Genomic DNA, 24,031 nt, shown 5'->3' with positions numbered 1-24,031 from the left:
TTTATTTGAAGCTAACTGGTCACAGCCGATCAAATCCATCCATTCAAAAAAAACGCATTGAACAATTAAAGCCTAACGCTGGTAAAAGACCAGTTTCGCACTGGGATAAAGGAGGGATTGCCGTATACCATTTGCCTTCTGTTCTTTCTAGATTAGCACCATTTAATGCCTGCATGAGCTGAATAAGCTGCAGCACCAGAACTCCTGATTTTATCGCCATACAAGCCACACAACATACTTTCTAAATGATAAAAAAATCATTCAGAAACCCTGCCTTAATAGGCTATCTTCAATAGTTTTATTGTATGTTAAAGAGCTCTATGAGAAAAACATTAAATAAAATGAAAAGCAAATCTCTAATTACTTTTTGTATTCTGGTTTTGGGCATTGGCCTTAGCGGCTGTGCCCAGAAAAAAGAAAAAAAAGAAGAAAAAGAAGCTGTATACCAAAATAGGCTTTCTAACGCTAGCAGCCCTTATCTACAAGGTCATGCAGATAATCCGGTAGATTGGTATGAGTGGGGCGAAGTGGCTTTGGAAAAAGCTAAAAAGGAGAACAAACCTATCATCATAAGTATTGGTTATGCTTCCTGCCATTGGTGCCACGTGATGGAAGAGGAGACGTTTATGGACTCTAGTGTGGCAAAGATAATGAACCAAAATTTTGTGTCTATAAAAATAGATCGTGAGGAAAGGCCAGATATAGACCAGATATATATGAATGCGGCCACACTCAATGGTGGCCATGGCGGATGGCCTTTAAACGCATTTGCACTTCCCAACGGCAAACCATTTTTTGCCGCTACTTATTTTCCCACCAAAGCATGGAAAGACCTTTTAAATCAGATTGCCAAAACTTATGAAAAAAATCCTGAGCGCTTGGTTGAAGCCGCCAATTTATTAACAGAAGGAGTGAAACAACAAGACATCATAGATAGCCCTTTGAAAAAAGAGGTGTTGTTTACTGAGGAAGATTATGTAGGCTTATGGAAAAACTGGAAGTCGGTTATAGATCGAAAAAAAGGAGGTTTTAGAAGGGCCCCAAAATTTCCCTTGCCGGTTGGCTGGGAATTTCTTCTTCAATATTCGGCATTGACCGGAAATGAAGATGCATTGGAAGCTGTGAAAACTACCTTAACCAATATGGCAAGGGGTGGCATTTATGATCAGTTAGGCGGTGGTTTTTCCAGATATTCGGTAGATGAAGATTGGTTTGCTCCCCATTTTGAAAAGATGTTGTATGATAATGCCCAGCTGGTAAGTCTTTACTCCAATGCCTATAAGATTACAAATGATGAGGAATACGAAGCTGTTATACGTGAGACGCTGGAATTTATTGAGCGAGAACTTTCTGCAGAAAATGGAGGCTTTTATTCATCTCTTAATGCCGATTCTGAAGGAGAGGAAGGTCTATTCTATGTCTGGGAAGAACATGAATTGGAAAAACATTTAACGCCAAAAGAAGCTGAAGTATTTGCTGAATTTTATGGCGTGCAGTCTAAAGGGAATTGGGAGGATAATAAGAATATTCTGTTCAGGGAGCATAAAGCGTCGGTCTTCGCTCAAAAAAATGATTATACCGCTTCAGAATTTCAGATACACTTGAAATCAGCCGAAAAAAAGTTGATGGCTGTGCGCAATAAGCGTATTCGGCCTTCTACAGATGATAAGATATTAACCTCATGGAATTCGCTTATGGTTATTGGCTATCTTGATGCTTACACTGCATTGGGTAAGGAGGCGTATAAAACAAAGGCAAGTGAAGCCTTAAGTTTTATAGAAAATAACCTGATGCAGAACGATGGCGGATTGTATAGAAATTATAAAGATGGGAAACCTAGTATAAATGCTTTTCTAGACGATTACGCATTTTTGGCAAGTGCATATATAAAAATGTATGAAGTCACGCTTAATAAGAAGTGGTTGGTGAAATCCAAAAAGCTGGTAGATTATACCTTGAAACATTTTTTGAATAAAGATTCAGGCATGTTTTATTACACTTCAGAAACTGACAAAAAATTAATAGCCCGAAAAATGGAAATCAGCGATAATGTGATTCCAGCTTCAAATTCAGAAATGGCCATGGTTTTATATAAGCTGGGGAATTATTTTCAGGAGAACACATTTATAAGCCATTCCCAAAAAATGTTGGCGCAGGTAAAAGAAAGAAGCCTCGACGGAGCTGCTTATTATGCAAATTGGGCGAAATTAATGGGAATGATGGTTTACACACCCTTCGAAATCGCGGTTATGGGTAAAGATGCTGTTGATCTTAACCTGGAATTGCAAAAAAACTATGTTCCTATTTCCATATTTATGGGAGGTAAAAAAGAAGATATGCCGTTATTGCATTTAAAATTGGTTGAAGACGAAACTTATATTTATGTGTGCAGAGACCGAACTTGTAAACTTCCGGTAAAACAGGTAGATCAGGCGATGCAACAAATAAGTGATTTCCTCAAAGAGGATAAAGTTTCGAAACATTTGCGGCCATAATCCTATTTAGCTTGGTTGGATAAAAGGAGTTGCAGAATTATAACTGTGAGCTTTTTTTTAGTACATCAAATTTAGCACTATCTGCACGCTGATTTTTACCGCCTGGGTTAGGGCGTTCTTGATTGAATTAAATGGAATAAAAACATGGTCTTGGTTTACTTTTTTGAAACCGAAAACAGACAACCGAAAACAGACAACCGACAACAGACAACCGAAAACAGCGCCAAGACTGGAAGCTAACTAAGCAGCCTTAGTTGTGTTTGATTACCTCCGTTCCTCTGAGATAGTTGATAAAATTTCAATTCCGCTCTTTTTCATGAGCTCACTTGCATTAAAGTCAGTACAAATACCGGGATCAAGTTCATAGCTAAAGATCATTGAATGCTCTTTAATCTCACTATTGAAACTATAATTGGTAACTAAGTTTTTGCTGCCCGATAGTTTTGCAAGGTCAATATCGTGTGTTGCAATGATTCCTGATGTTTTGAGCTTGTTTAATTGATTAATCAATGAATAACCTCCTTTATGTCTGTCTTCCGAGTTTGTGCCTTTGAACATCTCGTCCAAAAGGAAATAAACGTTATCATTGCGTTCTATTAGCTTCAGCATCTTTTCAATTCTGTTTAATTCAGCATAAAAAGAAGAGATGCCTTTCATTAAATTATCTTGGGTTCGCATGCTGGTAAATATATTCAGGTTCGTAAGCTTTGCATATGTTGCACAACAAGGTGCACCAGCCAATGCCAATACAAGGTTTAGGCCAACGCTTCTTAAAAAAGTGCTTTTTCCTCCCATATTAGAACCTGTAATCATAACAATGTTACCAGCTCCCTCTGAGTTGAAATCATTGCAAACACGTTCATTTGAATGGATTAAGGGATGTCCCAACGACTCAAAATGAATGTAGTTGTTCTTTTCTGTGAGCTCTGGAAATGTATAGGATGGGTTTGAATAGCAAAATCCTGCAAAACTATTAACAACCTCAAATCCACTTACTACTTCCGCCCAAGATTTTAAAAACGTTTTATTCTTTGATTTCCATTGTTCTGTGCCAATAATCAAGTAAATATCCAAGAGCAGGACGCTGTTTAATAAAGGATACATGTAGTTGCCACCTATGGGTATCTTTTTTATGGGTCTTTGATGGGAGAATTCTAGTATACTGCACAGCTTTTTAATTTCATGGTATGCTGAATAGTTGCCTTTTGTGAATACAGATTGTAATTTGTTTAATTTTTTTGACTTGAAACTTTCGCTTTCAATTTTATGGATAAGCGTTTGATAACTTTTTAAGGTGCTGAGATTCTCTGTTGAGGTTTCAACGATATTTTCGGCAATGGGGCTCAGCTTTCTTAAAATCATATAGTTGGTAAGCAAAACTAAAATCAAGAGCGCTACATAAATAATAGTATTGGATGGATTCAAATTAGTGTAAAAAAAGTATGAGACCAACACTAATAGCACAGGAAGGCTTATCGCGGCAGCTATATATAAGTGTTGATTTTTTAATAAAGTAGCAGGTTTTTCTACCCAAGCTAAAAGTTTGAAATAATCACTATTTTTATTTTGAAAGTGCATGCCTGAGGCTTGAAAACCTTGCCTCCAATCCAATTTTTGAGATAATTCTTTGATGGCTTCTTGTCGGTCATAAATTTCATGGTTGGGTGCGGGATCAGATAGCCATTCGGATAAGAGCATCGCACCAGACTCTGTAGTGGTTCTATTTACCAATTGAAAAATGGAATGTTGACCAAAGACATCTAAATCTGCGGAATAAGGATGATTTTGATTTATAAATTCATCTCCGGGATCAAAAGCTTCAAGATCACATTCTTCTCTTAGAATTTCAGATTCATTTATTGTTTTCAGAAATGAGGTCTGCTTTTTTAAGTAGGCTATTTTGTCATGATGCTTTATAACTAAAGCAAAACCTAGTATTAAAATGGGAAAAGCAATAAAAATGGCAGTAATTAAATTGAAGATAAACAAGCTTATAAGAATGGCAGTTGAAATTATAAAAAAGAATAGCCTAAGCCATGAATAACGATTCAATAACTTACTTAGCCTAACTAATTTGGCAGCATTCAGTTTTATATTATCTCTATAAATCTTCATTGGTTTTCTATTTAAAATGTCCAGAAAATTAAAATACCGTGATGGCTAATTTTCAATCGGGCAACTAATCACTATAAATCCCTAAATATATAACTTAAAGTTTAAGTCCAAGTTTTTTCCTTTTTTAGATGTTAGACCTTAGAGCAATCCTTAATTATTTTTCAGAACTAAGCGCATGTGTCAATGAGGGAATGACATTCTAAATCAACAACATCGGGGCAAGCCCATGAGGTATGAAATGAAAAATACACTTTGTATACCGAGGCAAGCTTAGGGGAATAAATCCCTTTGGAGGGATTCAAAAGTGTGTTTAACAGCTAAAGACTAAAAGCAATTTGATGCTTCCGTTCAGCGCTTATATTCTTTATACCTTTGCGGTTTTAAAGCAAAAAAGCATTTCGTTTTATGAAAATAACCAATGCCCATCAAAATAACCTCAAGAACATTGATTTAGACATTCCTGAAAATTGTTTGATCGTGGTCACTGGGTTGTCAGGTTCAGGGAAATCCTCCTTGGCCATGGGCGTGATTGCCAATGAAGGCTATCGGTATTTTCTAGAAAGCTTGCCCGCCTACAACCAACAAAACGGACAAATGATCCCGACTGCTGAGGTCGATGAGATCCAAGATTTGCCACCTGTAATCAAGGTTGAGCAGTCGAAACGCTTCCAGTCCATCAATGCAACTTTTGGGACGCTCTCTGAGTTGGCGGCAGTGTTCAGGATTATATTTGCCCGCTATTCTGGAGAGGAAACCATGAGCAAGTCGCTCTTTTCTTTCAATCATCCAAAAGGTGCCTGTGAGGTATGTCGTGGGATTGGCGAAGCGGAATATATTGATCTAAATAAGCTGATAGGCGATACACATAAAACCCTGAGAGAAGGCGCTATCACCACCACCTTGCCGAACGGCTATATCGTGTATTCACAAATTACCGTTGAGGAATTAAATAAGGTCTGTAAAGCCCACGGTTTCAATGTGGATATTCCATGGAAAGAACTTTCAGATGAACAAAAAGAGGTCGTCTTAAATGGCAGTGATCGCCTCAAGGTGTTTTATGGGAAACACGGCTTGGAATCTCGATTGAGATGGCAAGGGATTAAAGCCAAACCCCGTGAAGAAGGCTATTACAAAGGCATGCTTCCCATTATGCAGGACATTTTAAGACGGGATAGAAATCCGAACATCCTAAAATTTTCAAGTTCCCAAGTATGCCCGAGCTGCAAGGGTGGCCGCATCAAAGCAGAACAGCTGACCTACCAATGGAAAGGGTTGAATTTCCAAGCTTGGATGGAGCTGTCTTTAAACGATTTATACGATCAGCTCAATCGGCTAGATTTGAATGCTGGCGAAAAGCTATTGGTTGATAAAATTTCCACCCAATTAATGGATTTGATCCGATTGGGTATGGGCCATTACCAGCTGAGTACTGCAAGCACTTCTATTTCCTCTGGCGACGGCCAACGCATCAAGCTCATCAATCAAGTCAACAGCAATCTGCAAGGTATTTTATATGTGTTTGATGAGCCTTCCATTGGCTTATCGGCCAATTACCAAAGCTATTTGCTGCATATTTTGGATCGATTGATCAAGCGGGGCAATACCGTGATGGTGGTGGAGCACGATTTGGAGTTTATACAAGCGGCAGATTGGATTGTTGAACTGGGACCAGAAGCAGGAATTCATGGTGGGGAGGTGGTCTTTAACGGTTCCATTCAGGACTTTTTAAAGGCGAAACATTTAAATAGTCCTACCTTATCAGCCCTTAAAACGGCTAATGCCCAAACGCCTTCTAAATCTATAAAGAAGCCTAAAAAAGGGTCGGTTACTAGCTTTCAGCCGCAGGCGAATCAGCTGTCGGTAGTGAGCCGGAAAACCCCAGAATTTTTAGAACGCCTTAAGCGCTATTGTGAACAGGAACATTTAAATCTCATCACCGTCACCGATCAGCCCATTGGTAAAACCCCTCGCAGCAATCCGGCGACTTATACCGGCTTAGCCGACAAAATTCGTGATTTGCTTGCGAAAACAACCGAAGCGAACTCCTTAAACCTTGGTAAAAGTGCCTTTTCATTCAATAATAAAAAAGGCCGATGTGAGGCTTGTGAAGGTGCTGGCGTGATTACCCTCTCCATGAGTGTGATGGGCAGCATCAATCAGATTTGTCCCACTTGTAATGGCAAGCGTTTTAAGACTGAAGTGCTACGCGTGCATTGGAAAGGTAAAACTATTGCCGCTATTTATAACCTGAGTATTGAAGAAGCTCATGACTTCTTTTCTGCGGAAAAAAATATCAGCGAAACCCTGTCCTTGATGATGCAATTGGGCTTGGGGTATATCAAACTTGGGCAACCGTCTAACACCTTATCGGGTGGAGAAGCGCAACGGATTAAACTCACCAAACATTTCGCCAAAAAATCCAAACAGACGCTTTTGGTATTGGAAGAGCCCAGCATTGGATTACATCAACAAAATGTGGGGCAATTGTTAGAAGCCCTCAACCAACTGAAGCCACAAACCGCAGGCATACTTTGCTTTGAAAACCATCCGCTTTTTCAATCGGCATGTGATATTTGCGTGGATAATGCGCTGGAGGTTCAGGCTATGGATGTGAAAGAAGAGGCGCCACAGCAACGGGAGCTAATTTCCATTCGGGGTGCACGAACACATGTACTCAAAGACCTGGATTTGGACTTTCCCAAAAATCGATTATCGGTTGTCACAGGTGTATCAGGATCGGGTAAATCTTCCTTGGTGATCGACACTTTGCATGGTTATGGGCTGCAGGAAATGACCAAACAGTTTTCGGCGTATCAACAGTCTAGAGTGGGAGTGAATTTTCAGTTTGAAGTCGATCATATTGAAGGACTCACGCCAAGCATTTGCATTACGCGTAAACAAAAAAACGATTCTCAGCGCTCAGATATTGCGAAACAAACGGGGATTGACAAGATCTTGCGTTTTGCCTTTTCCCGAAAGGCGCAATATGAAGGCAAAGAATTATCGGCCAGCCATTTTTCAAACAATCACGAATTAGGAAAATGTGCAGTATGTGAAGGCCTTGGCCAAGAATTGCTTCCTGATCTTAACAAGCTGGTATTGAATCCAGATAAAAGCATTGCCAATGGTTTATTCGCCCATAACAAAGCCATTGGCTATTATGCTGATCCTAAAGGGCAGCATATGGCAATTTTGAAAGTGGTGGGACATGAGTATGGGTTTACCTTGGAAACACCTTTTAAGGCGCTCACTCCAGAACAAAATGAAATTTTGTTACAGGGTACAGGGGATAAGGTTTGGGAAGCTGATTGGGTATACCAAACGAAAACCCGAGAGGGCACGCAGGCTTTAAGCATGCCATGGAAAGGCCTCTTCCAATACCTGCAAGACGACTATTTTAAGACCCGTAAAAACAAAAACACCGGTCATCTCACGGCGCTATTTTCTTACCGGGAATGCAACCATTGTGAGGGCAGTGGATTGAAGCCTGAACGATTGGTGTTCCGCATTGCGGGCAAATCCATCCATGCCATCAAAGCAATGGATTTTAAAGCCTTAGGGAAATGGCTTTCTAAAACTGCCAGCCCCACCAAAGGTATCGACGGAAAACTCCTTTCTAAAATTGAGCCGCACCTCCACAACACCATTACTAGGGCAAAGGAATTACATATAGATCACCTGCAACTCAACCGAAAATCTCCCACACTTTCTGGGGGAGAAAACCAACGCGTTGCCTTGATCAAGCAGTTGAACAGTCCGTTGAAAGGAGTGACCTATTTGTTGGATGAACCTTCAGCAGGTTTATCGCAGGAGAATATTCCAGACCTGATTCGCATTCTAAAAGAGCTGATAGATAAAGGAAATACCGTAATCGTGATTGAACACGACAAATCAATTATTCATGCGGCGGATCATATCGTGCAGATCGGCCCCAAAGCAGGGAAATTGGGCGGCTATATGACGTATCAAGGCAGTCCAGAAGGTTTACTCAAACAAGCCGATTGCCATCCTTTTTTGAAAACGCCTAGCAAAGCCGTGCAGCTTAAAGATGGCCCGACCCATATCAACATCCGAAAGCTTGCCAAACATTCACTAAAGAAAGACGCATTAGCATTGCCTATTGGTGGCATTACCGCACTAACCGGAAAATCAGGTATCGGGAAAACCACTTTGGTCAAAGACATCCTGATCCCGAGCATTAACACGGGCCAGCCAGTAAATTGTGCTGGGCTCGATTTGCCCAAAACTTATGCAGGGGCACAGTATTTTGAGCCCAAAAAGCTAAGGACCTACGCCAATACTTTGCTGGTGTCTTATTTGGATTTGCTGAAAGATATCTGCAACATATTTGCCAGTGAAACCAAGCTTAAGCCGAAAGACTTCTCTTATAAAACCAAAAAAAGCCAATGCCCAAATTGTAAAGGCAAGGGTTTTGTTGAAACCAGCTTGGACATTACCGCCAATGCCATTGAAACTTGCGAAGACTGTAATGGGCAGCGCTATCAACAACATATTTTAGCCCATGAAGTGCAATCGAAACATATTGCTGAGGTGCTTGCCATGACTATCCTGGAATTGAAAGCTTGGCTTAGAGATTTTAAAGTGTCTGCAAGTCGCTTCGAATTCATTAAAAGCTTAGAAGCTATTGGCTTGGCACATTTGAGTTTAGAGCAAACGGTGCAATCGCTTTCTTCTGGTGAAAAGCAACGCTTATTGCTTTTGAATTGGCTGCAAGATAGCCCAAAAAACGAACTCTTTGTTTTAGATGAACCTAGCACGGGCTTGCATTATGCCGATATTGATTTGCTTTATGACATTTTAGAAAAACTCAGCAGCGACAATGATATTCTGGTGATTGAACACAATCCGTATTTATTGGAGAAAATAGGCGTAGGTTTGGTATTGGCCTAATTAGACTTGTTCTAGCAATATATCTTATAAGTTGTTGTGCGTCATTATGGAACAATCCTTGATATTGAGAACAAAACGTTCACAATGAAATTTAAAAAACTACTGCTATCCTTAATCTTCATTAGCAACATTGGAATCGCTTCTTATTCACAGACAAGCAATATTCAAAAATTTGACACTATTCAGCAAAGAATAAATAAAGTTGAAAATAGTCTTAGTCCACTAGCTTTAAATCCAGGAGCATCCCTTTGGAATCTTGAAAAGCAAATGCAGAAATACAACGTTTCTGGACTTAGCATTGCAGTAATCCATAACTACGAAATTGAGTGGGCTAAAGGTTATGGTTCAACTGGTGCTAAAGAAATACCAAACGTGACTGAACAAACGGTTTTTCAGGCTGCTTCGATTAGTAAATTCGTAAATGCTGTAGCAATGCTGAAGTTGATGGAATTGAAAAAAATAGATTTAAATGAAGATATTAACAATTATCTGACCTCTTGGAAATTCCCCTATAATAAAAATGTTGACACTAACCCAATTACGATTCGTCAACTATTAAGCCATACAGCTGGTTTATCAACTCACGGATTTGGCGGATATAAAAATTCAGATAAACTTCCATCAATAATTCAAACTTTAGAGGGTAAAAATCCAGCAAACTCAGACAAAGTGGAGCAAATTCTGCCAACCAATAAAAAATTTAAATATTCTGGAGGAGGAACAACTATTTCTCAATTGATTTTAATGGACAATTCAATTTCATCATATGAAAGCTTTTTAAATAAAAATTTATTTGAACCATTACAAATGAACAATTCATTTTATTCGACAGAATTTGATAAATATCCAAAGGACTTGGCTTTTGGGCATAAAGGAAACGGCAAAACTTTAAATAACAACTATAATTTATATCCTGAATCTGCTGCCGCAGGTCTATGGACAACACCTACAAATTTATCGAAACTAATTACTGATATTCAACGAAGTTTAAAAAATGGAACAGGCAAAATTCTTTCGCAACAAGCAACAAAAGAATTAATTGAGCCTACTTTAAAAAATAGTAATTCAGCATTAGGTGTTTTTTCAGAAAATCAAAACGGACAATTGTATTTACAACATTCAGGTGCTAACAAAGGATTTAGAGGGAAATTCTATTTTAGTGCAGAAAATGGAAATGGTGTTGTTATTATGCTTACTGGTACAAATACCGAAATCATTGAAGAAATTATTAGAAGCGTTGTATTAGTGTATAATTGGGCAGGATTTGAAAAATTGCTGGTCTCACCAGAATTAAACCTAAGGGATATAGATTTAAGGAAATACATTGGAACTTATGTTCTGGAAAATAGAAACGTTCAAGTTAGTTTAAAAAAAGGAGATTTAATACTGACCGAAAAAGGGAAATGGAGTTCTAAACTCACCGCTTTGAACAACTCTACATTTGTAGTCGATATTGTAAAGCCACAAGCAACGATTGAATTTGTTACAGATACTGATGGCTCTATAAGTAAGTGTATATTAAAACAAGGCGAATTGACCGAATGGATAAAAAAAGAATAAAATAACGAACGAACAACAACTATATCTCATAGAAAGGAAGTTGATAAATCAAAGTTGAGGTATACCTGCCGGCAGGCAGGTTTGCGAGTCCGCCAAATTTTATGATTTTCACGCTACGAGCCCTATAGAAGACCGTTGACATTCGTTTTTTAAGATTAGCTACTTTTTACCTGTTAACAAGAAAACAGGAAAATGACCTGTTTCTTTTTTCATGACACTTGCTGTTTGAATCTTTAAGTCTCTAAATCCAGCATGCTTTGCAATGCTCAAGAATTCGTTTCTATCAAATCCGTTATGAAAAACTCCAGTATCTTCTGAATGAAAAGAACCATCCTCTGTGTCAAGGTCGGCGATGGCAATGGTTCCATCATCATTAAGTAAGGCATGAAATGTATTGAATAGTGCTTGCACATGGGCTATATGATGAATAGTCATAGACGACATAATTGCATCGAATTTTTTGTCTAATGTTTCTTTTGTTAAATCCATTTGCACTATTTGAAGCTTGCAATCTATTGTATCCATTTTTGATTGTAAAACGCCAATCATGGATGCAGAAATATCGACCGCTGTAATTTCGCCTACGTATGGAGCAATTTGAGATAATAACAACCCGGTACCAGAACCAAAATCCATAATATGCATCTCCTTTGAAAAGGATAGTTCCTTTAGTATTGTTTCAGCGATATTATCTACATTTTGAGTTCTGGATTTATCTCCATCATATCCTTCTGCCTTTTCTGCGAAATAATCTTTTTGCTTAGATTTCATTTTCTTGATTATGTGTTTTGAAATTATTGCGAGCGTTTGCGTGTAATACCCTATGCATCCATCTCAAACATGTATGCAAATAGTTTCTGTTATTCCAAATGTGACAATAATTAAAATCAACCTTTACTGGAAACTATAGATGAGCGTATAAAAAGGCAGCCAGAGTAAAAATTTGATGATGTTATGATCAGACTATTTCTTTTATTTTGATTCCAAATTGCTTTATTTGCTCTTATCGTTTTGATCAGTTTTTTAATAAGAGCGCGTAACCTTCATTTCCGTATTTAAAATTTGAGCAACCGCCTGTTTGTATTTTATAGGGTTTGAAGCTTTTTTTATGGCTTTATATGTTTTTTGAGGATTTGATGTGGCTTGCGAAAAGTACTCCCAAAAACCGAGCATCTTCATTTTTATAGGTGTAGGCCCAGATAAAAACGCATCGTATTGCTGATAAATAGTATCGTGAAATTCTGAAAAAATAGCCCATCTGTTTTCGGGATATTCTGTAGTGTTATTTTTAATCATACTCGGCAAAAAAGGATCGGCAATCAAGCCGCGGCCAATCATAAAATGATCAATACCGGGAAACCGTGCTTCAATGGCTTTAAAAGCGGAAACGCTTGTGATATCTCCGTTATAATATAAGGTGTGTCTGGTACTGCCGATGCATTTTTCAAAAGCATCCAAATCTACCGGGCCTTTATAGAGTTGCTTACCTATTCTGGCGTGAATGGCAATGTTTTTTAGCGGATATTGATCTAAAATAGTAAAAGCATCCAGAATTTCTTCAGCGTTTTCATAGCCCATCCTCATTTTCATAGAAACCAAAATATCTGTTTCGTTGTGTGCTTTGTGTAAAACGTCGTTAATTTTATTCGGATTGCAGATTAGTCCAGCTCCCATTCCAGATTTAGCAACCATAGGATAGGGGCAGCCTAAATTCCAATTCAATTCTTTGTAGCCTAAACTTTGCACGTATTTGGCTACATATACAAATTCGTCGGCATCGTTGGTGATTATCTGCGGAATCACTTCCAAGCTGCTGTTGTTTTCTGGTAACAAATCGTTTTGATAGGATTGCTTGATTTTCAGTTTTCCATTGAGCCGAATATAGGGGGAATAGAACGTATCGATCCCACCAAAATACTGATTGAAGGCATTGCGAAATCTGAAATCGGTAAAGCCCTGTAAAGGGGATGATAGTAGGGTAGAAGCCATGGAAATATTTAGTGGCACAAAGATAGGTTAATTGGCGGTTTTGTTTTTATAATCCAACCGGTATTACAGAAGCTTAAATCACCGTTAGCGCGAGCGTCTCGCTCGTGCCGTCACAGCTTGGAAACTAGGAGTGAGGATCACGGGCGGGACACCTGCGCCAGCAGGGGTATTGCAGATTACAAGTTTGCCTTTTGTACGCTAGCGCGAACGCTAACGCGAAAGTCTTGCTCGTACCGACACAGTATGAAAACTAGGAATGAGGAGCACGGGCGGGACGCCCGCGCCAGCTGGCGAATGTGGTCAGCAATTTATGCCGCAAACTTTTTCAATTCCGTTTGACTGAGCAATTCCGCAACTTGCTAAATTCAGCATGAAGTTGGGTTTTTTAAATCTGGTTTTAGATGGAAACAGGTTTTCTTGAAAAAAACCATTTCAATTGAACTTGATTTCCTGACTGATTTTTGTATTCGTTAATACGAGGTGCAAAAATAGCTGAAACTACAGCACTAATCATACCTTTATATGGAGCTCCTAAGTTTTCAAATGTAAAATGCAAAATTGTCCAAATTGTTATAAAAATAATGAAAAATGCTAAATAGCATAATATTCTAAGTTTGGTTTTTTTGGTCACATTTTTAAACTTTGAGTGCGTTACACAATGAATGCTAACGCATATGTATGTGAGCTGTGGCGTGTTTTAGCACGAACCTCTTAGAATATTAACTGACTTAAGGAAATCTATAAATTTTCCAAATAGGCACAGACCCAGCCATAGCTCATATTCGGTGTTGCCAGTAGTGCTTCTAATCAGCTTAATTTTTCAGTTCGTTTTGACTTTTTTTTAGTCACTCGCCTTGTTTTTGCCAAGCGTTTTTCTTTATCAGCTTTTATAAATTCGCTAATAGCCTTTTCCTCTTCTTTTGTTAATGCTCTTGGGTCGACTACAAAATCTACATCCAAAGGTTCTTTTATTAGTCCCATTTCGTTATGTTTTGAAATATTTACCAATTAATTTTAATGCTGATTCAGTTGTTATTACCATCAAATGACCCCCGAAATGAATTGCTCCCAAAGTATCTATGTAATGGTCAATTAATTTTGTTTTAGCTATGAATGAGATATATCCTTCGCCACCTCGTTGAAACGATAATTTACAGGCAAAAGCAACTAAATTTTCTGGTATCCCTAAATAAACCTTCGACTTTCCGATATTGAATGGCGCACTTTCAATTAAGTGCATATACACGTGGTCTTTTTTTACTTCTAAACTTATAAGACCTTGTATTATGCTGGGGTTACCAATTATTGTTAGTTTATAAATATCCTTTTCAGGTTGTTTGAATTCATTTTTCCAATTGAAATTCCAACCGTTTTTCTTAATTATAGCCTTTAATTCCGAAGCACTTAATAGAGAAATTTCGGTAGGAAAACTATCGCATTTTGAATATTCTCAATTGAGTTTGTCAACTTGTCGATTATAAAATCCAATTCTATTTTAGAAGAGTTATTCATAGTAGCAATTTACGAAATATTGACTGTATTTGTAAATCGTTCAATGTTTTTTTGCATTACTGGCAACTCGTTATATAAATTGTTTTTTAATCTCTATAAATTAATTCTAGCAGCTTATCAACCGTTTTGGGCGTCATTATTCAGTAAGACAATTTAGTGGATCGAGCAGCACAGAAACTTACCGTTCATCAAAGACTTCAACGTCTCCTCCAAAAATCAAATACTTTCAACAAAATCCATGAAGACTTTTTTGTGAAGTTTTAGATCGATATTGGGTGAAACTGACGTGCGCACAATATAATCCTTATCACCTTCTTTAGTGGTTCCTTGGGTTGACGTTGCGGGAATGGTCCAGTAACATCCTTTCAATTGCCCGTAACTAACGCAAAATTTACTCTCATTGGGGATTTCGGTAATCATTAGATTGATCAACTTCAAATTCAGTTCCCTCTTATGCGCTTCTTTTTCTTCGGCGGTATTCCCTTTCGTGGGAAGGTCTAATGAAAATACCGATGGCGTGAATCCTTGTGCTGCCAATTCTTCTGACACAAAATTGATTTTAGCTTCGGGTAAGACATCTTCGATAAAACTTACAAACTCACGTGTGTTTTTATAGGCATCATGAATACGTTGATTCATTGAAGGCATTTGTCTGGCCAATATTTCCATTTGAGAATCTGTTGCTTCGTTGTCGCAAAGCTGTAGATGCATTTCTATTTTTTCCATTAAGCCTTCCGTTTTTGTATTCCCTGCGCAATAGCCAGCTGTACATTGCCCACCACTAGGAAATTTGGATCCACTGGCATATGAAATGGTTCTAACCGTAGAAAGAATCTCTCCTTCGCCTAAAAAGTGAACATTGGGGCAAAATGTTTGATCTAAAATAAAAACAGGATCAATGGCGCTTTCGCCGTTGCTTGTTGTACGTTCTTTGCTTAAAACTGCCTTTAATTGCAGTAAATCTGGCACCTCTACTCTTGGATTGGTTGGGATTTCTGCGATGATGTATGGTATTGCGTCTTGTTTAGCGATGTTAGCTAAAACGGTATCGATGCTTTTTACCATATCATTATCACCATCTACAGGCAAATCCACCACTTCTACGTTATCTAAACAAGCTGCCACGCGTCTTGCTTGGTCGTTGGTTCCTCCATAACAATTGGGCGGTACCAAAAATTTAATCGCTTTTCCTGGATGCTTATCCAACGCATCGTGTATAAGCCCCATCATTACGGCGTATTGCATTGATAATCCGCTAGAAGCAACCAAAGGTTTTGTGCTCGTTCCTGTTATTTTTTTTATAGCCTCCAAGACCGCTATTTTGTCTGTCTCGAAGTCACTTTTCTTATCTTCAAAAGAGGATTGATTAATAAGTGAATGTAATGCCTTTAGCGAATTTACCGGCGTCATTGCTATGGTTTCCCTTCTGCGTACGTGCTGTATATCTGAAACATAGGCTTCATTCTCTTTCCCATTTATAACTAAAACACTTCCAAGATGTGAATGAAGATTAATAAAGAAGTCAATATTCGGATTGAGATTAAGCGCGCCAATTTTGTGTTGTTGTGACATAAAAATGCTGCTTCCGTTAAATTCAAGGATATCTTCAGCACTTTCAGCTTGTTTGAGTTCAAAATCATACCCATATACACGCCGTATTATTTCCGCATCAAAATAATCGGGCAAGAAACCGGTATGGATTATTTGCGTTTTTTTATGCTCTAAATGGTTTTTTCTTAGAATCGCCAAAACAGGCATAGTCTGCGAAGAAAAACTGATGACGTTATTTGCATCTAGTTCATGCAGTTGCGCAATTCCCCATTCTAATAGCGAAGATAAGGGATGCCCTAATCTAATATAGTCATACGCAGTAGGTAAATCACGGAGCGCAGATGCTTGGTAATTATTGTCCTTAAATAAGTTTTCAAACTGTTCTAAAAATTGAACTTTCGCCAATTTTTCATCATAAAGATCCAAGCGATGGGTTGTTAGATTTACCCAATCTTTCGGCATATTTTCTAATACTTCCTTTATGTAATCTAGCATTTTTGTTTCTTTCATAATCCCATTTTTAAATAGAATGCAAAGATACTTAACTAGATTTTTAACAAGCCCTCCCAAGCCTCATTTCTGCATATATAATCTGTGCAACCGCCTGTTTGTATTTTATTGGGCTTAACCTTTTTTTATGGGTCTAAAAAAGAGTTGAAACGATCTTCCTTTAGTGCATCTTGTTTTAGTTTCTGAAAATAGTTTAGCCACTCCGGAAGCTTCATAATCACAAATCTGCCGATCCGGTACACAGGTTTTCACGAAATCTGTTGTTCCCCTTAAAGTGCACGCAATGAGATACGATTCATTTCACGAATTCAACCCAGGTCCCGTCTGTTTCAAATCTATGTTACTTTAGTCCATAGTCGTTTGTTTTTTTCAGTCTGAGACAGACTATCAGAATGGCGGACACGCACAGGACTACCGCACTAACATACTTTTAATTAAGCGAAGCCAATTTACCCCGCCTTAATGCCTATTTTTGCAAAATATTATTGATTAGGAAATATGCAGCATTTAAGAGACAATTCAGAAGATAAAAACAAATCAGAGCCAAAAGTTACAATGCTTCAGGCGTTCAAAACGATAATTTGGCCTAGGCGTAATTTGGTTTTCATTGGTTTGATCTTGATCGTTATTAAAAGTTTGTCGGGTTTGATTTTACCATGGCAGAGTAAAGTATTATTGGATGATGTGGTTCCCAATAAAGATTACGGGCAACTATATACCTTAATTGCCATAGTCATAAGTGCCATCACAGTACAGGCAGTAACTTCATTTTTATTGACCAGAATACTGAGCGTACAAGCGCAATATTTGATAAGTGAATTGCGGTCTCAGGTTCAGAAAAAGGTACTTTCACTACCTATTCGTTTTTTCGATAACACCAAATCTGGCGCCTTGGTTTCAAGAATCATGAACGATGTTGAGGGCGTTAGAAACCTTATAGGTACAGGGTTGGTGCAGTTGGTAGGTGGTACATTCACGGCTGTAGTTTCCTTAATTATTTTAATTAAACTGAATGCTTGGATGACGCTTTTCGTGTTTGTGCCGCTGTCCATATTTGGGATTATTGCCTTGAAAGCCTTTAAATACATTCGTCCCATTTTTAGAACCCGTGGTAAAATCAATGCCGAAGTTACCGGAAGGCTAACCGAAACCCTCGCGGGAGTTCGTGTTATCAAAGCATTCAATGCCGAAGAACAAGAAAATGTTGTTTTTGAAAAAGGGGTTGATAAATTATACCAAAACGTAAAAAAGAGCTTAACAGCAACCGCTTTAATGACGAGCTCTTCCACGTTTTTAATTGGAGTAGCCACAACCGGAATTATGGGAATGGGTGGCTATTACATGATCATTGGCGAGATGACCACTGGAGATTTTTTATTCTTTACCTTAATCCTTGGGTTTATGATTGCGCCCATTATTCAAATGAGCAATATAGGAAGTCAGTTAACCGAAGCATTGGCGGGTCTGGATAGAACTGAAGAACTCATGAACATGACTGCCGAGGAGGAGAACCAAAACCGAACCATTAAACTGAATACCCTAAAAGGTAACATTGAATTCAGTGATGTTTCATTTTCGTATGAAGAGGGCAAACAAATTTTGCATAAGCTTAATTTTAAAGTCCCAGCGGGTTCTGTAACCGCATTGGTGGGAAGTTCAGGTTCTGGTAAATCTACCATTGCGGGCCTTTCGGCTACGTTTTTAACGCCGCAATCTGGTAAGGTTACCGTTGATAATCAGGATTTATCTAAAGTTAAATTAAGCAGCTACCGCCAATATCTAGGTGTGGTTTTGCAGGATGAATTTTTATTTGAAGGCAGCATTCGTGAAAATATCATGTTCCCAAGACCAAATGCCACGGAAGCAGAAGTACAAAATGCCGTAAATGCCGCCTATGTAAACGAATTTACCGACCGATTTGATGAAGGCTTAGAAACCTTAATTGGGGAAAGAGGCGTGAAACTTTCTGGCGGACAAAGGCAGCGTTTAGCCATTGCCCGTGCTATTTTGGCAAATCCGAAAATTATAATTTTAGACGAAGCCACTTCCAATTTAGATACACAAAGTGAGGCCTTGATTCAGAAAAGTTTAGCTGAATTAGTTAAAGACCGAACCACCATCGTTATTGCCCACCGTTTAAGTACCATTAGAAAGGCAGATCAAATTTTGGTTGTTGAAGCCGGTCACATCGTAGAACGTGGCACCCATGACCAATTGATTGCTAAGGAAGGTAGGTATTATGAGTTGTATACTTATCAGGCGAAGATTTGAGTACGAAGGTCACGGGCGGGACGCCCGCACCAGTGCTGATTCAAAGTTTTATTTCCTTGAACGCTAGCGCGAGCGTCTCGCTCGTGCCGACACAGCCGTACAGCAAGGCAGTCAAAACCTAAGAAACTGCCAAGGTTGCCAGTGCGAGTTTCTTGAAAACACCGCTAGCGCTAGCGTCTCGCTCGTGCCGTCACAGCCGCATAAGAAGGTAATTGCAATTTAAGAATAACTATCCGCGTTGCTAGTCCAAGTTTCTTGAGAGTGAAATACCAACTTTATTTATCAGTCCTTCAGACAACTAATTTTCAGTTTATTTATTCTTTGTCAGAATTGATGAGCAGGAAATATAAATTTCACAATGGTCGGCCGCCTATTTTGTTTCGTTCGCAGTAGTTAATTGGATTGACGTATTTACACGTCCAGCCTGTTTTAAAGTAATTACCGATAACTTAGATTATTGCCGAAACAATAAAGGAATGGCTCTTTTTGCATATTGCATTATGCCCAGCCATATACAACTATTGTTTCGAGATGACAACGAAAATCCTTCTGGACTGTTAAGAGACTTTAAAGGCTTTACTTCCAATAAAATGATTGCAAGTATTATGGAAAATCCACAAGATATCATGCGGGAATGGATGCTCTGGATGTTTAAAAGAGCAGGAGCAAAGAACAGTAATGTAAAGAAATACCAATTTTGGCAGCAAAACAATCATCCTATTGAATTGTGGAGTACACCAGGTATAAAGGAGAAATTTAATTATATCCATAACAATGCGGTAGTTTCTGGCTTAGTGATGGAACCGTGGGAATGGAAGCATAGTAGTGCGAGAAATTATGCAGAGCTTGATGCTGTTATTCCCATTGATGATATCGGATTTCTTGGATGAAATTGTACGGTTGTATGACTATTTTTTGGTCTTGGTTAAGCAGTACGCAGGACACGGGCGGGACGCCCGCGCCAGTAAGTGATTTTTTTTTTATTACAAGATAGTTTCTCTAAGCAAATAACCGTGTATAGAACCTCTCTCAATCATAAAGTCAAGTATCGGAATAACTTTGTTTTTTAATCTTATTTCTTCCCTAATTTTTTGTTTGTTAATGAAAATAAACTTTCTCATAAATCGCTCTAAATAAATTAAAGTATGTGATTCTAAGTCTTCAAGTTTTAGTAGGTTATTATTTGATGCAATATTACAAATCCAATCAATGCCTTCTGTTTTAAAATGGCTTCCAATTGAATTTAATACCCTAGTTATTGAATATAGGACAGAAGGAATATGACCCATATCGTTTGCTGCTTTAGTATAAAGAAATAAACTCTCACTTTTTAAACTATGCCATTCTTCTATTCCGTCAGTCCACCAACGCCATGCTAATAAGTAGTTTATTATTACTTCTTTTATCTGGTAATTACGAGGGTTTCCGCATATTGTTATAATTTTAGGATACATACTATTCCAAACATGCCAAAACTGATCATATTTGTTTAGTTTATCTTCTGCGGAGATAAATTCACCTAAAAAAGAAGCAGCTTCTTCCGTTGCTTCAAAATAATTAATAATTGGTTCAAGATATATATCTATTTCTTTTGTTTCTCTAAGTAAAATAAAAGATGTGAGTTTTTTGAAAATATGAAGGCGTACAAAATAGATATCAGTTTCATTTCCATATTCTCTATTATAGTCTCTTCTATCCATCAATAAACGAGAAACTAACAAGGGTAATGTTTTAGTGATAATCTCTAAATGAATACTGTCTTTCGTATTAGAAGGGATTAATTGATATACAATTTCTAAATCATGTATATCTAGTAGGTCGATGTCTTCAATATCAAATGATAATTTAGAAAAAGTAAAATCACTAGTCCTTTTATCAAACTCTTCTAATATTGCATTTTTAGTTTTTCCTCTTCCAAATCCAATTCCTTTTCTTTTTTCAGATTCTATGCTCTTATAAATGGGTATAAGTTTTATATAACCTAAAAATATTGCTTGAGCTTCTTTTGGGTTTTCTTCCCATAATTTCGATTCGTGTATAGATTCAATCACATAATCACATATTCTTTTATAACTACCGATAGATGATTTATCAAACAATGCCATGAGCATAATTGAAAGATAGTCTTCTTTTTCATCTGGGAATTCTTGGATTAATCGAGGTATGGCATGAAAAGAAGCTTCAACCCCATCACTTATTTGATATGCGTAATCATCAGAAAACAAACTTGCCAAAGATGATGAAATTATTTTTTTACAAAAATTCTTATCCTTTTTAGATAGTTTGCTTCCATACTCAATAATCAATTTTGAGCAAACAAATGCTGGAATAGAATAATCTAACATTTTAATTCCTCTTTTGCCTTTTTCAAGTTCACCGGCTAGTTGTTTAGTCTCTGATAGTGCCAAAAGAGGATCTTTATTATATTCTTCGTGTTTTGAATTCTTATTTTGACTTCTTCCACCGATTAAAAAATCTGACCAGGATCTTAAAAACGAATATTTAAAGGTTTCTTCAAAATCAATATTAGCTTGTTTAGACTTTTCTCTAAGCTCGTCGGAAAGTTCTTTTGGCTCAAACTCTATTAAAAGTTTATTATCAACTTGCTCTTTAACCTTAGCGGTTAAATTTCTTCTATCCATTCTTGCTAATAAGATAGTATATAAATCTTCTTCTGATTTTGAGAATTTTGATAGATTAGATTTATGTTCATCTAATATTTTATGTAATTTCTTAATAAACTCGGTGTTTTCTTCTTCTGTAAATCCTTTTATACCATATAATTGATAATTTAACATCAATCTTTCTAAGTGAGAACTACGGTGTTCATTTTCACATGCTTTAAGTCTTTCGTCAGTATAAAGTATGTCTTTTGCTCTATTCATTCCATAACCAATCGAACAAGTTGATTTAACTTGAAATTCACTAGAGCTTCTACTCATATCTAAATGATAAAGTTCTATTGTTTTGAATAATATTATAGCTATGTCATAGAATTTATCTGGATTTGATAAGACTACACTACAAACTATTGAAGTTAAAGAGGCTGATTTAGATTTACGAAGTATATCTATTAGAATAGGTTTAAATTTTTCTATTGGGACTATTTTTGAAAGCTCTAATAAAAACTTCTCCAATGCCATATGAATACATTGCAAAATACTTGGCCCAGTTATTCCTCTATATAAGCTCCATAAAGTCCAACTTGTAAATTGTGTTATTTCTTGTTCGTCAATGTATAATGTAATCTCTTTAAAATCATCTTTATCATAGTTAGTTTGTTGATAATTAACTACTGCTCTATTTGTGAAATCAATTATAAAGTTGAGTGTGTCCCAAAAGGTAGTTTTTAATAACCAATTTACTGGTGTTTGATTTGCGCTTGCAGGGAAATAATCAAAACTACGATGTCTAGATATTAAACCATATTTGTTTTCTATACTATCTCTATCATATCCAAAATTATCAAGTTTTTTGTCTTGTTTTTGCCAAAATATGTTGCATAAATCAATAACTGATAGTGGAAGAACTTCTATTACTTCTTTTGCCAAATAAGGTTTAACTAAAATTTTTAAGCATAGACCATGATAAGGGTCATTATGATTTAGCCACTTGTTTTTTAAAACTTTATCGAAAGTTTCTTTTAATTCTAGCTTTATCTCGTTTGCTGAATTATAAACCACCTTTAATAAATTTTCTTCAGCCTTGTCATGGATATAAAAGTTTTGCTCAGTTTCAGTTTTCTGAATAACACTTAAAGCGAGTAAACCAGAGTATTTAGTAGTTTCACCTTTTTTATTATAATTACACCAATCTGTCAAAAGAGGTAATACTAGATTCATGTTGTTATCAAAAAAATCAGCTTTATATTCATATATAAACGCAATGACCTCTTGCCAACCTTTACCTTTAGGTTTTATAATATCAATACTTTTAAAAGCAGAAATATCAGTACAGGCAATCCTTAAAAGGAATAGAATTCTTTTGAGGATTTGAAATTCCTGAGCTATAATTTCATTTTCAAAAAACTTAAAGAACGACTCCGAATAATCCGAAAGCAACACATAAATTAATAACTCATCTTTCCAAAATTGAACAATTGAACTATCACTAAAAGCTTCCTTGATAAAACCTTCAATTTCTTGACTGTTATCAGACAATTGATTGGATAACCATAATCTGAACGCTCTTCGTATTGGCAAAGAATTTCCTAAATCAACAAAAAAATCTTTAATATCTGAGTAGTTGGCATATTTACGAGAGACAATTTTATCTAAAGTCCATTCTTCGTAAATGTCATGGGTAATGAAAAAACCATTATGCATATCATCATATCCAAGTATTTCATCTTGATTTAATTGAAATAAAGCAGCTTGAGGTAAATCTTCAGCATTTACATAAAAGTGACCTGTCTCACATCTTTTTTCTGCAATATGAATTATACATCTTTCTCTTTCAATGTGTAAGTTGTCTTTTTGAATAAGATTGTTTTGAATTCGTTTTTTCCAGAGTAAATCAATGAAGGACTTAAGATTACCTTTTTTATCAATATTTGAATAAAATTGAGCATAATCACTTAGATAAAACAGGTTTCTAAGTCTTTCAATAAATTTATGGTTTTCAGGTAATGAGAAATCAAAATCTTCTGAAATTGATTTTAGTTCATCAATACTAATTAAAGGAATGTCATGAACAATGAATGATAATTTATAATTTTCGTTAATATGAAATGTTAAATCATTCAGGTAAGAATAACGAGTAGTAAATATTATATTCCACTCAGCCTCCTTTAGCTTTTGTAATAAAGTATTTAGAATATCGCTATTTGTGACCTCGGCAAGTTTTTCAGCAGAATCTATTGCGAATATTTTAGTAGGTTCGTTTTGATAAGCTTTAATAAACTGCGTAAAAGAATAATTGTTGTCGAATTTGAATAATTCATTTTTTGTATATCCGTTTAGTGTCCATTAGCTGTAATGCTTGCTATTACTAGTCTATCAAAGATTCGCTCACCAAAATATCTTCGATTTAACTTGTAAACAAACTCGTTTAGATAAAGTTGCAGATATTTTTTCTTGATTTTATGGTACGTTCCTGTAAAATTCCGTTTAGCATTA

At 36.9% G+C, this 24,031-nt stretch carries 12 protein-coding genes and 2 pseudogenes; 5 read left to right on the top strand and 9 right to left on the bottom strand.

All coding sequences use genetic code 11. The features are described 5' to 3' along the window. The first annotated feature begins 341 nt into the window (after nt 1-341). On the top strand, nt 342-2,495 hold the full coding sequence (locus ESY88_RS10665) for a thioredoxin domain-containing protein (RefSeq protein ID WP_147086754.1): 2,154 nt from the start codon (nt 342-344) through the stop codon (nt 2,493-2,495). Nucleotides 2,496-2,759: 264 nt separating this feature from the next. On the opposite strand, the gene ESY88_RS10660 is transcribed toward ESY88_RS10665, so the two are convergent. After that, nucleotides 2,760-4,610 (bottom strand): MutS-related protein, encoded by a 1,851-nt coding sequence (locus ESY88_RS10660; RefSeq protein WP_147086753.1) that lies wholly within the window; start codon nt 4,608-4,610, stop codon nt 2,760-2,762. Nucleotides 4,611-5,015: 405 nt separating this feature from the next. On the opposite strand from ESY88_RS10660, the gene ESY88_RS10655 reads away from it, so the two are divergent. Then, entirely contained in the window at nt 5,016-9,521 is a 4,506-nt protein-coding gene (locus tag ESY88_RS10655) for an AAA family ATPase (RefSeq protein ID WP_147086752.1), read from the top strand. 84 nt (nt 9,522-9,605) lie between these two features. Further along, nucleotides 9,606-11,081 (top strand): serine hydrolase domain-containing protein, encoded by a 1,476-nt coding sequence (locus ESY88_RS10650; protein WP_147086751.1) that lies wholly within the window; start codon nt 9,606-9,608, stop codon nt 11,079-11,081. Between the two features lie 159 nt (nt 11,082-11,240). Here ESY88_RS10650 and ESY88_RS10645 read toward each other — a convergent pair whose 3' ends face one another. The 6 genes from ESY88_RS10645 to ESY88_RS10625 form a co-directional block, all read right to left on the bottom strand. Then, on the bottom strand, nt 11,241-11,852 hold the full coding sequence (locus ESY88_RS10645) for a class I SAM-dependent methyltransferase (protein ID WP_147086750.1): 612 nt from the start codon (nt 11,850-11,852) through the stop codon (nt 11,241-11,243). A 252-nt stretch (nt 11,853-12,104) separates the two neighbouring features. Next, nucleotides 12,105-13,070, bottom strand: coding sequence for a tRNA dihydrouridine synthase (locus tag ESY88_RS10640; protein WP_147086749.1), 966 nt, complete (start codon nt 13,068-13,070; stop codon nt 12,105-12,107). 397 nt (nt 13,071-13,467) lie between these two features. Next, the gene (locus ESY88_RS10635) at nt 13,468-13,701 is read right to left on the bottom strand and encodes a hypothetical protein (protein ID WP_147086748.1); all 234 of its coding nucleotides are present in this window, start codon (nt 13,699-13,701) and stop codon (nt 13,468-13,470) included. 176 nt (nt 13,702-13,877) lie between these two features. Further along, nucleotides 13,878-14,051 (bottom strand): hypothetical protein, encoded by a 174-nt coding sequence (locus ESY88_RS21015; protein ID WP_189702581.1) that lies wholly within the window; start codon nt 14,049-14,051, stop codon nt 13,878-13,880. Nucleotides 14,052-14,055: 4 nt separating this feature from the next. Next, nucleotides 14,056-14,310: a hypothetical protein gene (locus ESY88_RS21435; RefSeq protein WP_223270799.1), complete on the bottom strand. Its 255-nt coding sequence runs from the start codon at nt 14,308-14,310 to the stop codon at nt 14,056-14,058. A 488-nt stretch (nt 14,311-14,798) separates the two neighbouring features. Continuing rightward, entirely contained in the window at nt 14,799-16,643 is a 1,845-nt protein-coding gene (locus ESY88_RS10625) for a PLP-dependent aminotransferase family protein (protein WP_147086747.1), read from the bottom strand. Nucleotides 16,644-17,141: 498 nt separating this feature from the next. Between ESY88_RS10625 and ESY88_RS10620 the strand changes: the two genes are divergently transcribed. Further along, entirely contained in the window at nt 17,142-18,914 is a 1,773-nt protein-coding gene (locus ESY88_RS10620; protein WP_147086746.1) for an ABC transporter ATP-binding protein, read from the top strand. 333 nt (nt 18,915-19,247) lie between these two features. Further along, nucleotides 19,248-19,804, top strand: a pseudogene (locus ESY88_RS10615) (transposase). Nucleotides 19,805-19,897: 93 nt separating this feature from the next. On the opposite strand, the pseudogene avs4 reads toward ESY88_RS10615, so the two are convergent. Together avs4 and ESY88_RS10605 are read right to left on the bottom strand one after the other, a co-directional pair. After that, a pseudogene (gene avs4 / locus ESY88_RS10610) lies at nt 19,898-23,857 on the bottom strand (AVAST type 4 anti-phage nuclease Avs4); the annotation flags it as partial. A 14-nt stretch (nt 23,858-23,871) separates the two neighbouring features. Continuing rightward, nucleotides 23,872-24,031: transposase (locus tag ESY88_RS10605; RefSeq protein WP_147089840.1), on the bottom strand; the 160-nt coding region annotated here is incomplete at its 5' end.

The organism is Subsaximicrobium wynnwilliamsii, from assembly GCF_007997225.1.
Lineage (GTDB): Bacteria > Bacteroidota > Bacteroidia > Flavobacteriales > Flavobacteriaceae > Psychroserpens > Psychroserpens wynnwilliamsii.
The sequence above is the reverse complement of the archived record's forward strand: the minus strand, read 5'-3'. Positions and strand labels throughout refer to the sequence as shown.

Excerpts from the sequence above, each read along its gene's own strand:
- ESY88_RS10650 (WP_147086751.1), top strand. The coding sequence starts at position 9,606 with ATGAAATTTAAAAAACTACTGCTATCCTTAATCTTCATTAGCAACATT.
- ESY88_RS10625 (WP_147086747.1), bottom strand. The coding sequence starts at position 16,643 with ATGAAAGAAACAAAAATGCTAGATTACATAAAGGAAGTATTAGAAAAT.
- ESY88_RS21435 (WP_223270799.1), bottom strand. The coding sequence starts at position 14,310 with ATGCACTTAATTGAAAGTGCGCCATTCAATATCGGAAAGTCGAAGGTT.
- ESY88_RS10665 (WP_147086754.1), top strand. The coding sequence starts at position 342 with ATGAAAAGCAAATCTCTAATTACTTTTTGTATTCTGGTTTTGGGCATT.
- ESY88_RS10655 (WP_147086752.1), top strand. The coding sequence starts at position 5,016 with ATGAAAATAACCAATGCCCATCAAAATAACCTCAAGAACATTGATTTA.
- ESY88_RS21015 (WP_189702581.1), bottom strand. The coding sequence starts at position 14,051 with ATGGGACTAATAAAAGAACCTTTGGATGTAGATTTTGTAGTCGACCCA.
- ESY88_RS10620 (WP_147086746.1), top strand. The coding sequence starts at position 17,142 with ATGCAGCATTTAAGAGACAATTCAGAAGATAAAAACAAATCAGAGCCA.
- ESY88_RS10640 (WP_147086749.1), bottom strand. The coding sequence starts at position 13,070 with ATGGCTTCTACCCTACTATCATCCCCTTTACAGGGCTTTACCGATTTC.
- ESY88_RS10660 (WP_147086753.1), bottom strand. The coding sequence starts at position 4,610 with ATGAAGATTTATAGAGATAATATAAAACTGAATGCTGCCAAATTAGTT.
- ESY88_RS10645 (WP_147086750.1), bottom strand. The coding sequence starts at position 11,852 with ATGAAATCTAAGCAAAAAGATTATTTCGCAGAAAAGGCAGAAGGATAT.